Source organism: Arthrobacter sp. zg-Y877 (assembly GCF_030373105.1).
In the GTDB taxonomy this organism is placed as follows: Bacteria; Actinomycetota; Actinomycetes; order Actinomycetales; family Micrococcaceae; genus Arthrobacter_B.
Window position 1 is genome coordinate 245,624 of the sequence record NZ_JAUCPU010000007.1, and the last position, 17,575, is coordinate 263,198.

Consider the following 17,575-nt stretch of genomic DNA (forward strand, 5'->3'; position numbering starts at 1 on the left):
CACACCGTTGGAAATGGAGAGTCCGCATGATTGAGGCCCGAAACCTCGCGAAGGTGTTCGGTGGCAAGACCGCCGTCGACGGCATTACCTTTACGGTCCAGCCGGGCAAGGTCACCGGGTTCCTGGGACCCAACGGCGCCGGCAAGTCCACCACCATGCGCATGATCATGGGCCTGGACCATCCCTCCGCCGGCACCGTGGCGGTCAATGGGGCGCCGTACGCCAGCCATAAGGCGCCCCTGCGGGAAGTGGGCGCCCTGCTGGAGGCCAAGGCCGTCCATCCCCGGCGGACCGCCTACAACCACCTGCGTGCGCTCGCCGCCACCCACGGCATCCCCAACGCGCGCATTAACCAGGTCATCGAATTGACCGGCCTGGGTGCGGTGGCGAAAAAGCGCGTGGGGAGTTTCTCCATGGGCATGGGCCAGCGGCTGGGCATCGCTGCGGCCCTGCTGGGGGATCCCAGGACGTTGATCTTTGACGAACCGGTCAACGGCCTGGACCCGGAGGGTGTGCAGTGGGTACGCCACCTGGCCCGCGGTCTCGCCGCAGAGGGGCGAACGGTGTTTATCTCCTCGCACCTGATGAGCGAGATGGCCGTTACCGCTGACCATCTGATTGTGATTGGCCGGGGGAGGATCCTGGCGGACGCACCCATGGACCAGGTACTTGCGGGCAGCAGCCGGGAACGCATCCTGGTGCGCACCGACGACGCCGACACCCTCGCCGCGGCCCTTGGCTCAGACGGTGTGGAGATCCGCCGGCCGGCAGCGGGGCGGCTCGAAGTCCTCGGCGTATCCGCACGTGGCATTGCCGAGGCCGCGCTGGCGCAGCGGATCCTGGTTACTGAACTGACCCCGCAGCAGACATCGCTTGAGGACGCGTACATGGAGTTGACCCGCGGTGAGGTCGAATACCGGTCGCAGGGCGTTGGGCAGGACGGTCAGGGAAGCCCCTGATCATCCCTGAGGGGGACCCTGATTCATCCCTTGGACCGGTCCCGCAGCGCTCCGCGCCGCCTATGGTGGAGGTAGACCCCCCAGATTTTGCTTCCCAACCGTGAGGATCACCCATGATCGAGGCATATGGCCTTTCGAAGCGCTATGGCGACAAAACCGCCGTAAACGACGTTTCCTTTACCGTCCAGCCGGGGAAGGTGACGGGTTTCCTGGGCCCCAACGGAGCCGGTAAATCGACCACCATGCGCATGATCGTGGGTTTGGATAATCCGACCTCCGGCCGGGTGCTGGTTAACGGCCAGCCCTACTCCCGGCTCAAGGCGCCGCTCCGCGAGGTGGGCGCGTTGCTCGACGCGAAGGCCGTGCACACCAAGCGCAGTGCCTACAACCATCTGCGGGCCATGGCAGCCACCCACGGCATTCCCACCAAGCGGGTCAACGAGGTCATTGAACTGACCGGGCTGACCCCGGTGGCGAAGAAGCGGGTTGGCGGCTTCTCCCTCGGCATGGGGCAGCGGCTGGGGATCGCCTCGGCCCTGCTGGGCGACCCGCACACCGTCATCCTGGACGAGCCGGTCAACGGACTCGACCCGGAAGGCGTCCTCTGGGTCCGGCATCTGGCCCGGGGACTCGCCTCCGAAGGCCGCACCGTTTTCCTTTCCTCGCACCTGATGAGTGAAATGGCGCAGACGGCCGACCACCTGATCGTGATCGGCCGCGGGCAGATCATCGCGGATGCACCGATCAGTGAAATCATTGGCGGCCACAAAAAGGTCCGCGTACTGGTCCGCACGGACAGCCCGCGCGAACTGCTCCAGGCACTGACCGGCCCGGGAGTCACCGGCGTCGAGCAGGAATCCGGGCTGCTGGAAATCACCGGCGCGGAACCGCGCACGATCGCCGAGACCGCACTTGAGCGGCAGATCCTGGTGTACGAACTGACGCCCCTGCAGGTATCCCTCGAGGACGCCTACATGGAGCTGACCCGAGACGACGTCGAATACCGGTCCCAGGACCTGCCGCAGGAGCTTGCCGCTGCGGGAACTGCCTCCGGGAAGGGGAAGTAGAACCGTGAGTACCGCTACAACATCCAAGAATTCAGCGCCAGTGCCCTCGGCCCCCGCCGGTCCCGGCGTGAGTTTCCTTCGGGTCCTGAAATCCGAGTGGATCAAGATCACCACGGTCCCATCCACCGTCATCCTCCTGGCCATCACCGTGGTGGTGATGGTGGGGCTTGCGGCCCTGGCTGCCTGGGGCACCGCCCAGCTAGTCACTGAATTCGGCGCCACCGGAAGTCCGGAGGCAGCGCAGGCCGGGCCCCCCGCGGCCGACAGCCTGGTCCCGGAGATCCCCGCCAGCGGACTTTTCTTCGGCCAGCTGCTCATTGCATCCCTCGCCGTGGTGCTGATCGCCTCCGAGTGGGGCACCGGCATGATCCGTTCCACCTTCAGCGCCGTTCCGAAGCGCATTCCCGCGCTGCTCGCGAAGAACCTGCTCATTGCCCTGATTTCCTTCGTGGTTGGTGCCGGTGCGGCCTTCATCTCCTTCCTGATTGCCCGGCCGATCCTAGCCAGCGCAGACCTCGACCTGTCCCTGAGCGACGACGGCGTGCTGGCCAGCGTCCTCAACACCGGAACGTGCCTGGCGCTTATCGCCGTGTTTGCCATGGCGATCGGCACCCTGCTGCGGAACACCGCCGGCGGAGTCGTGACTGCCATCGGCATCATCTTTGTCCTCCCGCTGGTAGTGGCCATCGTCGAGAACCTGGCGGACTGGATTCCCGATGCCGCACGGTTCCTGCCGAGCAATGCGGGAACCCAGCTGGTCACCGCCGGTCCCATCGCGGACGGCGCCCTGACCCAGCTGCAGGGTGGACTGGTCCTCGCCGCATGGGCAGGGGTCCTGCTGATCGCCTCCCTGGTCATCACCAAGAAGCGGGACGTGTAGGGCACTGTTACTTCGGTGTGGGTGGTGGCGGAAGAACGGCCGCCGCCGCCCCCACCGGACTGAGCAACACCTCCTCCACAACCCCCGGCAGTTGACCTGCCGGGGGTTTCTTACGCCCGCAAACGGACGCGGTTACGCCGGGAGGGCGGGCTCTGGTTGAATCGGAGCATGTCGAACGCATTGGCCCACGTAAAAGATCTCGGCGCGTTTGTCAGCGCCTCACCCTCCAGCTTCCATGCGGCGCGCGAAGGGGCGCGCCGCCTCACGGAGGCAGGATTCACCGAAGTACTCGAAACCGGTGACTTCCCCCGGTCGCCCGGAAAGTTCTTCGTGGTCCGCGACGGGGCGTTCATCGCCTGGGTCACCCCGGAGGCCGCAGGCCCGGCCACTGGTTTCTCGATCCTCGGCACCCACACCGATTCGCCGTCCTTCAAACTCAAGCCCCGTCCCACCACCGGCCGGCTCGGCTGGCTCCAGGCCGGCGTGGAGGTGTACGGCGGTCCGCTGCTGAACTCGTGGCTGGACCGGGAGCTGCAGCTGGCCGGGCGGATGGTCACCCTGGACGGCGAAGAACACCTCGTGGAAACCGGTCCCCTGATGCGGTTCCCGCAGCTGGCCATCCACCTCGACCGGGCCGTGAATGAGGGCCTGAAGCTGGACAAGCAGCAGCATATGAACCCGGTCTGGGGACTGGGCGATCCTTCCACATCGGACTTGATGGAACTGCTGGCCGCGAAGGCGGGCCTGGCACCGGAGGAAATCGGCGGGTACGACATCGTTGCCGCCGACACCCAGGCACCCCAGGTCTTCGGCGCCGAGGGTGAATTCTTTGCCTCCGGCCGGCTGGACAATCTCTCCTCCGTCCACGCCGGCGTCGTCGCGCTCATCGCGGCCGACGTTGCCCCGGCGGCGCCGGTGGCCGTCCTCGCCGCGTTCGACCACGAAGAAGTGGGCAGCGGCAGCCGGTCCGGAGCGGCCGGACCGTTCCTTGAGGACGTCCTGCTGCGGATCGGCGACGGCCTCGGGGCGACGACGGCAGACCGTGCCCGGGCACTGGCCGCCTCTTTCTGCATCTCCGCCGACGTCGGCCATGCCGTCCACCCCAACTACGCGGAACGCCACGACCCCGCCAACCACCCGGTGCTCAACGGCGGCCCGCTGCTGAAGATCAATGCCAACCAGCGGTACACCACCGATGCGCCCGGCATGGCCCGGTGGGCGCGTCTCTGCGCCGCTGCCGGGGTGCCGTACCAGGAGTTCGTCTCCCACAACTCGGTTCCCTGCGGCTCCACCATCGGCCCCCTGACGGCCACCCGGCTGGGCATCCGGACAGTGGATGTCGGGATACCCGTGCTGTCCATGCACTCGGCCCGGGAAATGGCGGGTGTGCAGGATCCCCAACGCCTGGCCGCCGTGGCCGAGCTGTTCTTCGCGGGCGGAGGGGCCTGACCGGGGGCCGGCTCCTGCGGATCCCGGCGTGTCAATCCCGGTCCGGGAAATCGGATAGGATAAGAAAGTCTGTGCTGTCGGCTTAGGTCGGCAGATTCCTCCCGCTGCGGATCAGCCGCACGCCGAGGAGGAGACAACGCAAAAGAACCTCCTGTTACGGAAATGCCGTGACCGTATAGCCCAAAGGAGGTGGGTTCACAAATGCGTGCTTATGAACTGATGGTAATCATCGACCCCGAGGTCGAAGAGCGTACCGTCGAGCCTTCGCTCGACAAGTTCCTCAATGTTGTCCGCAACGATGGTGGAACCATCGACAAGGTAGACATCTGGGGCCGTCGTCGACTGGCCTACGAAATCCAGAAAAAGACTGAAGGCATCTACGCGGTGGTTAACTTCACCGGTACGCCTGCAGCAGCAGCCGAGCTTGATCGCCAGCTGAGCCTGAACGAGACCATCATGCGCACCAAGATCATCCGCCCGGAAGAGCAGAAGATCTCCAAGAAGGATGCCAAGAAGGCCGCTAAGGCTGAAGCTGCAAAGGTTTCCGCAGAGTAATTTCTGCAAACCAAACCGATATCAGGAGGCAACATGGCAGGCGAGACAACTATTACCGTCGTCGGCAACCTAACGAATGATCCGGAACTCCGGTTCACTCCGTCCGGTTCGGCAGTGGCTAACTTCACCATTGCCTCGACTCCGCGGACCTTCGACCGCACGTCAAATGACTGGAAAGACGGCGAAACGCTGTTCCTCCGGGCATCTGTCTGGCGCGAAGCCGCTGAAAACGTGGCCGAATCCCTGACCAAGGGGACGCGTGTTGTTTGCCAGGGCCGCCTGAAGTCGCGTTCGTACGAAACCAAAGAGGGCGAAAAGCGCACCGTAATGGAGCTTGAGGTCGACGAAATCGGCCCCTCGCTGCGTTATGCCTCTGCCAAGGTCACCCGCACCCAGCGCTCCGGCGGTGGCGGCGGCGGCTTCGGCGGCAACAACGGCGGCAGCGGTGGCGGCGGCGGCTTCGGCGGCAACTCCAACCCCGGTTGGGGTGGCGGCCAGCAGCAGACGCAGTCCGCACCGGCTGACGATCCCTGGGGCGCCCCTGCGGGCGGCAACTCCGGTGGATGGGGCAGCGGTCCGGATTCGAACGATCCGCCCTTCTAAACCTCTTCATCCGAAGAGCGGCAACCCCCTTTGAGGGAGAAGCGGCCCTTCACCCGGCGCCCTCGGGCGCCATCCTCAGACGGCAACCGCCGTCGAGCCCATCCCGTGGAAAATGTATCCACGGGCTCCACTAGACATAAGGAGCTCCACGATGGCTAAGGCTGAACTTCGCAAGCCCAAACCAAAGTCCAATCCCTTGAAGGCCGCTGACATCACTGTCATCGACTACAAGGACGTAGCATTGCTGCGCAAGTTCATTTCCGACCGCGGAAAGATCCGCGCTCGTCGCGTAACTGGCGTGTCCGTGCAGGAACAGCGCAAGATCGCGCAGGCAATCAAGAATGCCCGCGAAGTTGCTCTCCTGCCTTACTCCGGCGCTGGCCGCGGCTAAAGGAAAGGAACCTAATTCATGGCAAAGCTCATTCTGACCCACGAAGTAACCGGTCTCGGCGCTGCCGGCGACGTCATCGAGGTTAAGGACGGTTACGCACGTAACTACCTCCTGCCCCGCGGCTTCGCTCTGACCTGGACCAAGGGTGGCGAGAAGCAGGTTGAGTCCATCAAGGCTGCCCGCGCTGCCCGCGAGCACGCTTCCCTGGAAGATGCTCAGAAGCAGGCTGCTGTTCTCTCCGCCAAGCCGGTCAAGCTGACCGTCAAGGCCGGCGAGTCCGGACGCCTCTTCGGTACCGTCAAGCCCGGCGACGTTGCTGCCGCTGTCGAAGCTGCCGGTCTCGGCACCATCGACAAGCGCAAGGTTGAACTGCCGACTCACATCAAGTCGGTTGGTTCCTTCCAGGCCAACGTCCGCCTGCACAACGATGTTGCAGCAGTCATCGACCTCGACGTCGTTGCCGGCTAGCGTCTAACGCAGACGAACGCAGAACACCCTCCAGCCTTCGGGCCGGGGGGTGTTTTTGCGTTCCTGGGCAGTTGACGGGGCGGCCAGGGCCGCTGCCGAGGAAGGCTGGGGAAGGAAATCCGGGACTCTTCCTGCACTGTTGTGGATATCTGAGCCGATGGGTGTGGATTTCGGCACACCTAGGCCTCTTTTTCACTGCTGTCAACCTCAGGTCCGCCGTCCGGCGCGGCGGAAAAATAGTCTGTTTACACAGGTGTGGACAAGCGTTTGCCCTAGTCAGAGCCATGTTTCTCGAAAAAATGAATATTTATCCACATGCTTATACCCAACCTGTGCACAAGACACGCCGCGTTATGCACAGACTATCCACAGGACCTGTGGATAACTCGTTTGTCGGCAGGGCGCCGGGGGCATACGGTTGCGGTGAATCCCTTCTTCAGACGCATGTCCGCCGGGCCGATCTGCCAGCACCGCCGCCGTCCTTCCGGCCGGAAGTCAGTGCGGGCTGATAGAGATAAGCCATCCCTCCGGCAGGGCAGGGATCGAACGTCTTCGCCTCCATGGAAAGGGTCACAGTGTCGCTCACGCATACGGACTCCCCGGCATCAACATCAAGTCCGGACTTCGCGAGGACACCGCCCCAGGACCTTGTAGCCGAACAGTCGGTACTCGGCGGCATGATGCTTTCCAAAGACGCCATCGCGGACTGCGTCGAGGTCCTGCGCGGCCTGGACTTCTACCGTCCGGCACATGAGGCCATCTACGAGGCCATCATCGATCTCTACGGCCGCGGCGAGCCCGCCGACGCCGTCACCGTCTCCGATGAACTGACCAAGCGCGGCGAAATCGGCCGCATCGGTGGCCCCGCTTACCTGCACACCCTGATTCAGTCCGTACCGACTGCCGCCAACGCCGGTTTTTACGCCGAGATCGTGCGCGAGCGGGCCGTGCTGCGCCGCCTCGTGGGTGCAGGCACCAAGATTGTCCAGTTGGGTTATTCCAACGAGGGCATGGAAGTGGACGACATCGTCAACGCCGCCCAGGCGGAGATCTACGCCGTCGCTGAGCGCCGCACCGCGGAGGACTACGTTCCGCTGAAGGACATCATCGAGGGAACGGTGGACGAGATCGAGTCTGCCGGGCACCGGGGTGAGGGTATGACGGGCGTGCCCACCGGCTTCTACGAGCTGGACGAGCTGACCCAGGGCCTGCATCCAGGCCAGATGATTGTCATCGCCGCGCGTCCCGCCGTCGGTAAGTCCACCTTCGCGTTGGACTTTGCCCGTTCCGCAGCCATCAAGAACAACATGACCACCGTTTTCTTCTCCTTGGAAATGGGCCGCAACGAAATCGCCATGCGCCTGCTTTCCGCGGAGGCGACCATCGGCCTCCAGGACCTGCGCAAGGGCACCATCAAGGATGAGCAGTGGGGCAAGATCGCCACCACGATGGGACGGATGAATGACGCGCCGCTGTTCATCGACGACAGCCCGAACATGTCCCTGATGGAAATCCGCGCCAAGTGCCGGCGCCTGAAGCAGCGCCACGACCTCAAGCTGGTGGTCCTTGACTACCTGCAGCTGATGTCGTCCGGCAAAAAGGTGGAGTCCCGCCAGCAGGAAGTATCCGAGTTCTCCCGTGCCCTGAAGCTGCTCGCCAAGGAACTCGAAGTGCCGGTTATCGCCCTGTCACAGCTGAACCGTGGTTCCGAACAGCGCACCGACAAGAAGCCGATGGTCTCCGACCTTCGTGAATCCGGATCCATCGAGCAGGATGCGGACATGGTGATCCTGCTGCACCGTGAGGACATCTACGACAAGGAATCACCGCGTGCCGGTGAGGCCGACGTCATAGTGGCCAAGCACCGTAACGGTCCGACCAAAACCATAGTGGTCGGGTTCCAGGGCCACTACTCACGCTTCTCGAACATGGCAGTTGAGGGCGGCAGCGGCTTCTAGCCCGCCCCCGCACCCCCCCGCCTCCACCCGTTTCCCCCACAGCCGCAGGAGATCCCGCCGTGCCCAAGTCAAAGCCCCGTAAGAAGGCCGTCTCCAAGAAGAAGCAGGCCCGCCGCGCCGAGCATGAGGTCAATGCGCTGCTGCGCGGCGAGACCGCCTATTTCAGCGACGACGCAGAAGCACTGCTCACGGCCCGCGGCTGGATCAGCGAGCGGGACCAGCCGGGCGGACCGGACCAGGGCGACGCCTGGTACTGGATGCCCTCCCAGCTTCCCGCCTACCTGGAGGAAGGCGAACCGGTACCCACGTCCATTTACCCGTCCTCCGAGGACACTTTCGTCAGCCAGCTGGCGACGCCGGACGGCTCCGTGCCGCCGGTCGCACAGACGGAATACGCCTCCCTGGCGGAGCTCGAAGCGGACCTGGACCGGCTGCAGGCCTACCGGGTGCCGGAGGGTGACTGGACGGTCCTGGGCGGGGGACCCTCAGCCGAGGAGACCCCCGGTGATCTCATCGATTCCATCACCGAGGAATGGGAGCTCATCGCCGAGCTCATCCACTTCCCGTACAGCGGTGACGACGGTCCGCGTTCCTTCGCGGCAGTCGAGCAGGCAGTCCAGGACGGCCGGCTCACCGAGTACGCCTACCGGTCCGTGCTGGCCGGGCGCAAAGACGCCCTGCAGTAGCAGCATCGTGGCAGTTCAGTAGCGCAGCAGCAGCGCGGCGTGCCTAGCCCCGGTTGTTCGCCCCGGGTCCGCCGGCTGGCTGGCCGTGGGCGTCGTGGCTGGAGGCAAGCTGCCAGGGCACGCTGGCGACCATGATGGACGGCTCAAAGTGCAGCCGGGCCTTGATGCGCAGGGCGGTCTGGTTATGCACCAGCTGTTCCCACCAGCGGCCCACCACGTACTCGGGGATGTAGACCACGAACAGTTCCCGCGGCGCATTGCGGCGGGCATCGCGGAGGTAGGACAGCACGGGGGAAATGGTCTCGCGGTAGGGCGAGGAAAGCACCGTGAGGGGCACCGGAATCTGCAGCCGCTCCCAATCATCCAGGGTGCGCTGGGTGTCTTCCGGATCCAGGTCCACGATGATGGCGTTCAGGCTTGAGGGGCGGGACGCGCGTGCATAGGCAATAGCCCGCAGGGCGGGCTTGTGGACCTGCGAAATCAGGATCACGGCATTGACGCGGGACGGCAGCGCGAGCCCGTGCTCGCCGTCGTCGAGCGCCAGTTCACGGGCGACCGTGTCGTAGTGGGCCCGGATGCTGTACATAATCACGTACAGCACGGCCATGGCCAGCAGGGCGATCCACGCGCCGTGGGTGAACTTGGTGACAATCACGATGAGCAGCACCAGCGCGGTCATACCGAAACCGATGGCATTAATGGCCCTTGAGCGCTGCATCCGGTGCCGTGCATCCTTGTCCCGCTCGGTGCGCAGCTTGCCGGTCCAGTGCCGGAGCATACCCAGCTGGCTGGCGGTGAAGGAGACGAACACTCCCACAATGTAGAGCTGGATCAGCTGGGTGACGTCCGCATCGAAGGCCACGATGAGCACCAGCGCGCCCAGGCCGAGGGCGATGATGCCGTTGCTGAAGGCCAGCCGGTCCCCACGCGTGCGCATCTGCCGGGGCAGGAACCCGTCCTTGGCCAGGATCGAGGCAAGCACCGGGAAACCGTTGAAAGCGGTGTTGGAGGCGAACACCAGGATGAGCCCCGTGGAAGCGACCACCAGGTAGAACGCGATGCTGCCGCCGCCGAAGATGGTTTCCGCCAGCTGGCTGATGACCGGATGCTGCACGTACTGCTCACCGACCGGGGAACCGTTGGCCGTGAGCTGCGTGGCCGGGTCCTGTGCCACATGGACCTTGGTGAGGTTGGCCATGGCGATGATTCCGCTGATCATGGCCGCGGAAATCACGCCCAGGAGCAGCAGGGTGGTGGCGGCATTGGCGCTCTTGGGTTTGCGGAAGGTCGGTACGCCGTTGCTGATCGCCTCGACGCCGGTGAGTGCGGCTGCGCCTGAGGAGAAGGCGCGCAGCAGCAGCAGGGCGCCGGCCAGGCCGACGAGCCCTTCGTCGTAAGCGGATTCCCGCACCAGTTCGAAGGAGGCAGAGGGGGCCTGCTGGAGGTCTCCGCTGAGGAACTGGACGAAGCCGGTGAGGCACATGCCCAGTACGGAAGCCATGAAGATGTAGGTGGGTACGGCAAACAAGGCGCCGGCTTCCCGGATGCCGCGCAGGTTCACCAGGACCAGGACGGCCACCCCGATGACGGCGATGGTGGCCTGGGTGCCGTGCAGTGCCGGGATGGCCGTCACCAGGTAGGACGCCGCCGAGGACATCGACACCGCCACAGTGAGCACATAATCCACCAGCAGTGCGGAGGCAACGGTCAGGCCGGCGGGCTTGCCCAGGTTGGTGCTGGCAATTTCGTAGTCGCCGCCGCCGGAGGGATAGGCGCGTACATTCTGCCGGTAGGATGCCACCACCGTGAGCAGCACAACAATGACGGCCAGACCCACCCAGGGGGAGAGGGTCACCGCAGCGACGCCGGCCAGTGCCAGGGTAAGCAGGATTTCGTCGGGTGCGTAGGCAGCCGACGACAGGGCGTCCGAGGCAAAAACAGGGAGCGCAATCCGCTTGGGGAGAAGGGTGTGCGAGAGCCGTTCGTTGCCGTAAGGACGCCCGACCAGAATGCGCCTGAGCGCATTGAAGAATGTGAGCACGAGGACCAACGTTAGACCTGTGCCGCATCCACTGTCCAGAAGCGGAGACCGCGGACCTCACCCGGCTGCGGCGGATGTCGGGAACCCTGCCGTGGAGTACGGTTCTGATTATGGTTTCTGAGGGAAGTACCGGCTCCGTAAGCCATCGGCGTGCCCCCAATATCCGCGACGTTGCGGCCGCGGCAGGGGTTTCCCACCAGACCGTGTCACGCGTGATCAATGGGCACTCCAATCTGCGCGAGAGCACCCGCCAGCGGGTGCTTGACGCCATGGAGGAGCTGCAGTTCCGCCCCAACCGTGCGGCCAGGGCTTTGGTCACCAAGGAATCCCGGATTATCGGCGCCCTGGTTGCCTCGGGAGTGGAGTACGGTCCGACGGCGAGCCTGCAGGCAGTGCAGACGGCTGCCAACGCGGCGGGTTACGTAGTGGACCCCGCCTACATCGACAAAGCGGACCACCGGTCCATCGAAGCGGCGCTGGACCGGCTGATGAGCCATGCCGTGGAGGGCCTTGTGGTGCTGGCTCCCCAGGCCCGCACGCTGGAGGTCATCGAGAAGCTGTCCATCCGGATCCCGTTTGTCACCGTGCATTCCCTGCACGGCGAGGACCACCGCATGTCCGTGGATCAGCTGGCCGGCGCACGGCTGGCGACACGCCACCTCCTGGAACTTGGCCACCGGCGGGTGGTGCACGTGCCCGGGCCGGGGGAATGGGTGGAAACCGAGGCCCGGCGGCAGGGCTACCTGGAGGAGATGGCGGAATGGGGACTGGAGCCGGCAATCCTCTCCGCGGGGGAGTGGACGGCGGATTCCGGCTACCGGGTGGGGCTCGAGCTGAGGCAGCAGCGCACGTTCAGCGCCGTCGTCTGCGGTAACGACCACATTGCCCTCGGCATCGTGCATGCCTATGCGGACGCCGGACTGCGGGTTCCCGAGGACCTCAGCGTGGTGGGATTCGACGATGTCCCTGAAGCCGCGCATTTTCTGCCGCCCCTGACCACCATCCGCCAGGATTTCCCGGAGCTGGGCCGCCGCTGCATTGCCGTGCTGCTGGCGGAGCTGCGTGGGGAAGGCCCGGTCACCCTCGGGGACGTGGCCCCGCGTTTCATCCGCCGCGGGTCCACGGCGGCTCCCGCTGCGGAGCACGACCGGATCTGACCGGCGCACGGCGGCTGCCGCTGCGGAGCACGCCCGGATCTGACCGGCGCACCCGTAACCAAAACGTGACCTCTGGGTGTGGCCTGCGCCACATTTGGTTGGTAGCCTGACTGGAAATATCAATGTGACCGTTCACATACGCCCGGATGGCGGTGGCGGTCCAGATGACAACCAGATGACAATGAGGTCACCGTGAGCCAGCCCGGCAGTGCGCCCACCTACGTGGTGGGCATCGATTACGGCACTCTTTCCGGCCGTGCGGTCGTTGTGCGGGTGCAGGACGGCGCCGAAATGGGTTCCGCGGTCCATGCCTACCGGCACGGGGTCATGGATACGGTCCTGGCAGCCACCGGGGAACCGCTGCCGCCCGAGTGGGCCCTGCAGGTTCCGGCCGACTACAGGGAGGTCCTGCAGCAGGCCGTGCCCGCCGCGGTCCGGGCCGCCGGCGTCGCGCCGGAGTCCATCATCGGAGTGGGAACAGATTTCACGGCCTGCACCATGGTCCCCACCACAGCGGACGGAACACCGCTGAACGAACTGCCCGGGCTCGAAGACCGGCCGCATGCGTATGTGAAGCTTTGGCGCCACCATGCCGCCCAGGCGCAGGCGGACCGGATTAACCGCCTGGCGGAAGACCGCGGGGAAGCCTGGCTGCCGCGGTACGGCGGATTGATTTCGAGTGAATGGGAATTCGCCAAGGGCCTGGAGCTGCTCGAAGACGATCCCGAGCTGTACGGCCTGATGGAGCATTGGGTGGAGGCCGCCGACTGGATTGTCTGGCAGCTCACCGGCAGGTACGTGCGCAACGCCTGTTCGGCCGGCTATAAGGGAATCCTGCAGGACGGGGTCTACCCCGACCGCGGTTTCCTGGCCGCACTGAACCCCGGTTTTGCCGGCTTTGTAGAGGAAAAGCTGGAACACCCGATCGGAAGCCTGGGCTCGGCGGCGGGAACCCTGAGCGCCGAGGCCGCAGCCTGGACCGGGCTGCCGGAAGGCATCCCAGTTGCCGTGGGCAACGTGGACGCCCATGTCTGCGCCCCGGCCGCCGGAGCAGCGTCTCCGGGACAGATGGTGGCGATCATGGGGACCTCCACCTGCCACGTCATGAGCGCGGACGTCCTGCGGGAGGTCCCGGGGATGTGCGGCGTGGTCGACGGCGGAATTGTGGACGGCCTCTATGGGTACGAAGCCGGCCAATCGGGTGTGGGTGACATCTTCGGCTGGTTCACCAAACACTTCGTTCCGCCGGAGGTGACGGAAGAAGCCGCCGCACGCGGACTCAGCGTCCATGAACTGCTGACGGAGCAGGCGGGCCGGGAAGAGGTGGGCGCCCACGGGCTCCTGGCCCTGGACTGGCAGTCGGGCAACCGGTCGGTGCTCGTGGACCACGAACTTTCCGGGCTGCTGGTAGGGCTTACCCTCGCCACCCGCCCGCATGAGGTCTACCGGGCGCTGTTCGAAGCCACCGCCTTCGGCACCCGCACCATCATTGAAACCTTTGCCGCCTCCGGCGTCCCGGTCACGGAGTTCATCGCGGCCGGCGGGCTGGTCAAGAACCGGTTCCTGATGCAGGTCTATGCCGATGTCCTGGACATGCCGATCTCCGTGATCGGCAGCGACCAGGGTCCGGCGCTGGGCTCCGCGATCCACGCGGCGGTCGCGGCCGGCGCCTACCCCAACGTCCGTGCGGCCGCTGCGGCCATGGGCCGGGTTGAGCACAATGCCTACCTTCCGGATCCCGCACGTGCCCAGACCTACAGCCGGTTGTACGCGGAATACGTAACCCTGCACGACTACTTCGGGCGCGGCGGCAACGACGTCATGCACCGGCTGAAAGCCCTGCGGCGTTCGGCCCGCAAGGTCCGCGAGGTGTCCGCATGAGCGTGACGGCTTCCGTCGAGGAACGGATACAGCAGATCCGGACCGAAGTCGCCGGCCTGCACGCCGAACTGGTCCGGTATGGCCTGGTTGCCTGGACTGCCGGAAACATTTCCGGGCGGGTCCCGGGCACCGAGTTCTTCGTCATCAAACCCAGCGGAGTGGGCTACGACGACCTCACCGCCGGGAACATGATCCTGTGCACCCTGGACGGCAGCCCCGTTCCCGGCACCCCCGGTGCCGGACTGGCACCTTCCAGCGACACCGCCGCGCACGCCTACGTCTACCGGCACATGCCCGACGTCGGGGGAGTGGTCCACACGCACTCCCCCTACGCCACGGCCTGGGCCGCCCGGGGAGAATCCGTGCCCTGCGTCCTGACGGCCATGGCCGACGAATTCGGCGGCGAGATCCCCGTGGGTCCCTTCGCCGTCATCGGGGACGACTCCATCGGACGGGGCATTGTGTCCACCCTGGCGGGCCACCGGTCCCGTGCCGTCCTTATGCGCAACCACGGCCCGTTCACCGTGGGCCGGGATGCCCGCGACGCGGTCAAGGCCGCGGTCATGCTCGAGGACGTCGCGCGCACGGTCCACCTCTCCCGGCAGCTCGGCGAGCCGGTGCCCCTGGACCCCGCCGACATCGACTCCCTTTTCCACCGGTACCAGAACGTGTACGGCCAGCCGGCCGGCCCTGCACCTGCTCCGCCGGCCGCCCCGCCACAACCCGCCGCTTCAACACCGGCCCCAACAACCTCCAGGAGCGCATAACCGTGAGCCCGCTAGACACGTCCCTCGAGCCCTACGAGGTCTGGTTCCTTACCGGCAGCCAAAACCTCTACGGCGAAGACACGCTCCGCCAGGTCGCCGAGCAGTCCCAGGCCATTGTCGGCATGCTGGAATCCGCCGGCCTGCCGGTCCGGATCATCTGGAAGCCGACCCTGACCGACGCCGCGTCCATCCGCTCCGCCGCGCTCGCAGCCAACGCCGAAACCCGCACCATCGGCGTCATCGCCTGGATGCACACCTTCAGCCCCGCCAAGATGTGGATCAGCGGCCTGGACGCACTGCGCAAGCCGCTGCTGCACCTGCACACCCAGATCAACGTTGCCCTGCCGTGGAGCGACATTGATTTCGACTTCATGAACCTGAACCAGGCCGCCCATGGCGACCGGGAGTTCGGCTACATCGCCACCCGGCTCGACGTTCCGCGCAAAACCGTCGTCGGGCATGTCTCGGCACCGGCGGTCATCGGGCAGATCGCGTCCTGGCAGCGGGCCTGCGCGGGACGGGCGGCCATCCAGGACCTGCGGATCGCCCGCTTTGGCGACAACATGCGCAATGTCGCGGTTACCGAAGGGGACAAGACCGAGGCGGAACTGCAGTTCGGCGTCTCGGTCAACAGCTGGGGGGTCAACGACCTCGTAGCCGTGGTGGACGCCCAGACCGACGACGCCGTGGACAAGCTCGTCGCCGAATACGAGGAACTTTACGACGTCGCACCTGAACTCCGGCGCGGCGGTGAGCGGCATGAATCGCTCCGGTACGGCGCCCGCCAGGAGCTTGGCCTCCTGCAGTTCATGGAAGAAGGCGGCTTTGGTGCCTTCACCACGAACTTCGAGGATCTAGGCGGGCTTCGGCAGCTTCCCGGTCTCGCGGTGCAGCGGTTGATGTCGCACGGCTACGGCTTCGGCGCCGAAGGTGACTGGAAAACGGCCATGCTGGTCCGTGCCGCGAAGGTCATGGGGGCAGGGCTTCCCGGCGGCGCTTCCCTGATGGAGGACTACACCTACCACTTGGTTCCCGGCGAGGAGAAAATCCTCGGGGCGCACATGCTGGAAATCTGCCCCACCCTCACCACGCAGAAGCCGGCACTCGAAATCCATCCGCTGGGTATCGGGGACCGGGAAGACCCCGTCCGGCTGGTCTTCGACACGGACCCGGGCCCCGGCGTCGTCGTCGCCATGTCCGACATGCGCGACCGGTTCCGGCTCACCGCCAACACTGTGGAGGTGGTGCCGCCGGACGCGCCCCTGCCGAACCTGCCGGTCGCCCGCGCCGTCTGGCGTCCGGATCCGGACCTCCCGACGTCGGCCGCGGCCTGGCTCACGGCCGGCGCCGCCCACCACACGGTCCTCAGCACGGCGATCGGCGCGGACGTCGTCACGGACTTCGCCGGGATGACCGGCGTCGAACTGCTGCTCATCGACGCCGACACCAAGCTGCGGGAGTTCCAGCGGGAAGTGCGCTGGAACTCCGCCTATTACCGGCTGGCCTCCAAGCTTTGACCCCAACTACCCACTCCACCAGACCAGGCACCACGAAAGGCAGAACCATGGCACTGACCCTGAAACAAACCCTCATCGGGGGAGTATCCCTGACGCTCGCGCTGAGCCTCAGCGCCTGCGCAGGCAACCGCGGCGGGGGTGAATCCGCCGAAGGCTCCAACGAGGGAGCCAAGATCGGCGTCGCCATGCCGACGCAGCAGTCCGAACGCTGGATCGCCGACGGCGAGAACGTCAAGTCGCAGCTCGAGGAACTCGGCTACGAAGTGGACCTGCAGTACGCCAACGACGACATTCCCACCCAGGTTTCGCAGATCGAAAACATGATCAACGGCGGGGCCGAGGCACTCGTGATCGCTTCCATCGACGGCACAACGCTGACCGGCGTGCTGGAGACGGCGGAATCCCAGGACATTCCCGTCATCGCCTATGACCGGCTCATCAACGAGTCCGACACCGTGGACTACTACACGACCTTCGACAACTACGAGGTTGGCGTACAGCAGGGCACCTCACTGCTCACCGGCCTGGGAATCCTGGACGAAAACGGCGAGGAAACCGGCGAGAAGGGCCCGTTCAACGTGGAACTGTTCGCCGGCAGCCCCGATGACAACAACGCCACCTTCTTCTGGGAAGGCGCGATGGACACCCTGCAGCCCTACCTGGACAACCAGACCCTGAAGGTCCCCAGCGGCCAGACCGGGTTTGAGCAGGCCGCCATCCTCCGCTGGCTGCCGGACACCGCGCAGGACCGCATGGAGGACCTACTGACGGTGGGCGGCGGCCAGCAGATCGACGGCGTGCTGTCGCCCTACGACGGACTGTCCATCGGCATCATCTCCGCGCTCCGCTCCGGCGGTTACAGCGGGGAGAACCTGCCTGTCATCACCGGACAGGACGCCGAAGTCGGGTCCGTGCAGTCCATCATGGCCGACGAGCAGTACTCCACGATCTTCAAGGACGTGCGCGAACTTGGCGAACGTGCCGTCCTGATGGTCGACGCGCTGATGAAGGGTGAGGAACCGGAGGTCAACGATGAGGAGACCTACGACAACGGAGTGAAGGTTGTTCCCTCCTACCTGCTCGAATCGGAGATCGTCACCAAGGACAACTACGAAGAGGTCCTTGTCGAGAGCGGCTACTACGAGGCCTCGGAACTCGAATAACGGTCCCGGGCGGGCGGCACACCGCTGCCCGCC

General features: G+C 65.5%; 16 protein-coding genes. 15 read left to right on the top strand and 1 reads right to left on the bottom strand.

Annotated elements, in window-relative coordinates; all coding sequences use genetic code 11:
• Positions 1-26 precede the first annotated feature (26 nt).
• From QNO03_RS11970 to QNO03_RS12015, 10 genes are all read left to right on the top strand, one after another.
• Positions 27-959 carry an ABC transporter ATP-binding protein gene (locus QNO03_RS11970; RefSeq protein ID WP_289603442.1) on the top strand — a complete coding sequence of 311 codons (933 nt, stop codon included), beginning with the start codon at positions 27-29 and terminating at the stop codon, positions 957-959.
• A gap of 113 nt (positions 960-1,072) precedes the next feature.
• Positions 1,073-2,026, top strand: a complete 954-nt coding sequence (locus QNO03_RS11975; RefSeq protein ID WP_289603443.1) for an ABC transporter ATP-binding protein — start codon at positions 1,073-1,075, stop codon at positions 2,024-2,026.
• 40 nt (positions 2,027-2,066) lie between these two features.
• Positions 2,067-2,906: an ABC transporter permease gene (locus QNO03_RS11980; protein WP_289603444.1), complete on the top strand. Its 840-nt coding sequence runs from the start codon at positions 2,067-2,069 to the stop codon at positions 2,904-2,906.
• A 168-nt stretch (positions 2,907-3,074) separates the two neighbouring features.
• On the top strand, positions 3,075-4,355 hold the full coding sequence (locus QNO03_RS11985; RefSeq protein ID WP_289603445.1) for a M18 family aminopeptidase: 1,281 nt from the start codon (positions 3,075-3,077) through the stop codon (positions 4,353-4,355).
• A gap of 201 nt (positions 4,356-4,556) precedes the next feature.
• Entirely contained in the window at positions 4,557-4,910 is a 354-nt protein-coding gene (rpsF, locus tag QNO03_RS11990) for a 30S ribosomal protein S6 (RefSeq protein WP_229945955.1), read from the top strand.
• A 33-nt stretch (positions 4,911-4,943) separates the two neighbouring features.
• Positions 4,944-5,513 carry a single-stranded DNA-binding protein gene (locus tag QNO03_RS11995; protein ID WP_229945960.1) on the top strand — a complete coding sequence of 190 codons (570 nt, stop codon included), beginning with the start codon at positions 4,944-4,946 and terminating at the stop codon, positions 5,511-5,513.
• A gap of 151 nt (positions 5,514-5,664) precedes the next feature.
• Positions 5,665-5,904: a 30S ribosomal protein S18 gene (gene rpsR, locus QNO03_RS12000; protein ID WP_007269381.1), complete on the top strand. Its 240-nt coding sequence runs from the start codon at positions 5,665-5,667 to the stop codon at positions 5,902-5,904.
• Positions 5,905-5,922: 18 nt separating this feature from the next.
• Positions 5,923-6,372, top strand: coding sequence for a 50S ribosomal protein L9 (rplI, locus tag QNO03_RS12005; RefSeq protein WP_289603446.1), 450 nt, complete (start codon positions 5,923-5,925; stop codon positions 6,370-6,372).
• Between the two features lie 575 nt (positions 6,373-6,947).
• Positions 6,948-8,330, top strand: coding sequence for a replicative DNA helicase (dnaB, locus tag QNO03_RS12010; RefSeq protein WP_229945963.1), 1,383 nt, complete (start codon positions 6,948-6,950; stop codon positions 8,328-8,330).
• Positions 8,331-8,389: 59 nt separating this feature from the next.
• The gene (locus QNO03_RS12015) at positions 8,390-9,016 is read left to right on the top strand and encodes a cell division protein CrgA (RefSeq protein WP_229945965.1); all 627 of its coding nucleotides are present in this window, start codon (positions 8,390-8,392) and stop codon (positions 9,014-9,016) included.
• A 43-nt stretch (positions 9,017-9,059) separates the two neighbouring features.
• On the opposite strand, the gene QNO03_RS12020 is transcribed toward QNO03_RS12015, so the two are convergent.
• Positions 9,060-11,057, bottom strand: a complete 1,998-nt coding sequence (locus tag QNO03_RS12020) for an APC family permease (protein WP_289603447.1) — start codon at positions 11,055-11,057, stop codon at positions 9,060-9,062.
• Between the two features lie 110 nt (positions 11,058-11,167).
• Here QNO03_RS12020 and QNO03_RS12025 point away from each other — a divergent pair, with 110 nt between their 5' ends.
• The 5 genes from QNO03_RS12025 to chvE all read left to right on the top strand — a co-directional run bounded on the left by QNO03_RS12025 (position 11,168) and on the right by chvE (position 17,542).
• Complete coding sequence (locus QNO03_RS12025; protein WP_289603448.1) at positions 11,168-12,214, top strand: LacI family DNA-binding transcriptional regulator; 1,047 nt, start codon at positions 11,168-11,170, stop codon at positions 12,212-12,214.
• Between the two features lie 192 nt (positions 12,215-12,406).
• A complete protein-coding gene (gene araB / locus QNO03_RS12030; RefSeq protein WP_289603449.1) occupies positions 12,407-14,095 on the top strand; it encodes a ribulokinase in 1,689 nt (562 codons plus the stop codon).
• A complete protein-coding gene (locus tag QNO03_RS12035) occupies positions 14,092-14,862 on the top strand; it encodes an L-ribulose-5-phosphate 4-epimerase (protein ID WP_289603450.1) in 771 nt (256 codons plus the stop codon). The genes araB and QNO03_RS12035 overlap by 4 nt, the downstream gene beginning before the upstream one ends.
• Positions 14,863-14,864: 2 nt before the next feature.
• Entirely contained in the window at positions 14,865-16,379 is a 1,515-nt protein-coding gene (gene araA, locus QNO03_RS12040; RefSeq protein WP_289603451.1) for an L-arabinose isomerase, read from the top strand.
• A 47-nt stretch (positions 16,380-16,426) separates the two neighbouring features.
• The gene (gene chvE, locus QNO03_RS12045) at positions 16,427-17,542 is read left to right on the top strand and encodes a multiple monosaccharide ABC transporter substrate-binding protein (protein WP_289603452.1); all 1,116 of its coding nucleotides are present in this window, start codon (positions 16,427-16,429) and stop codon (positions 17,540-17,542) included.
• Positions 17,543-17,575 lie beyond the last annotated feature (33 nt).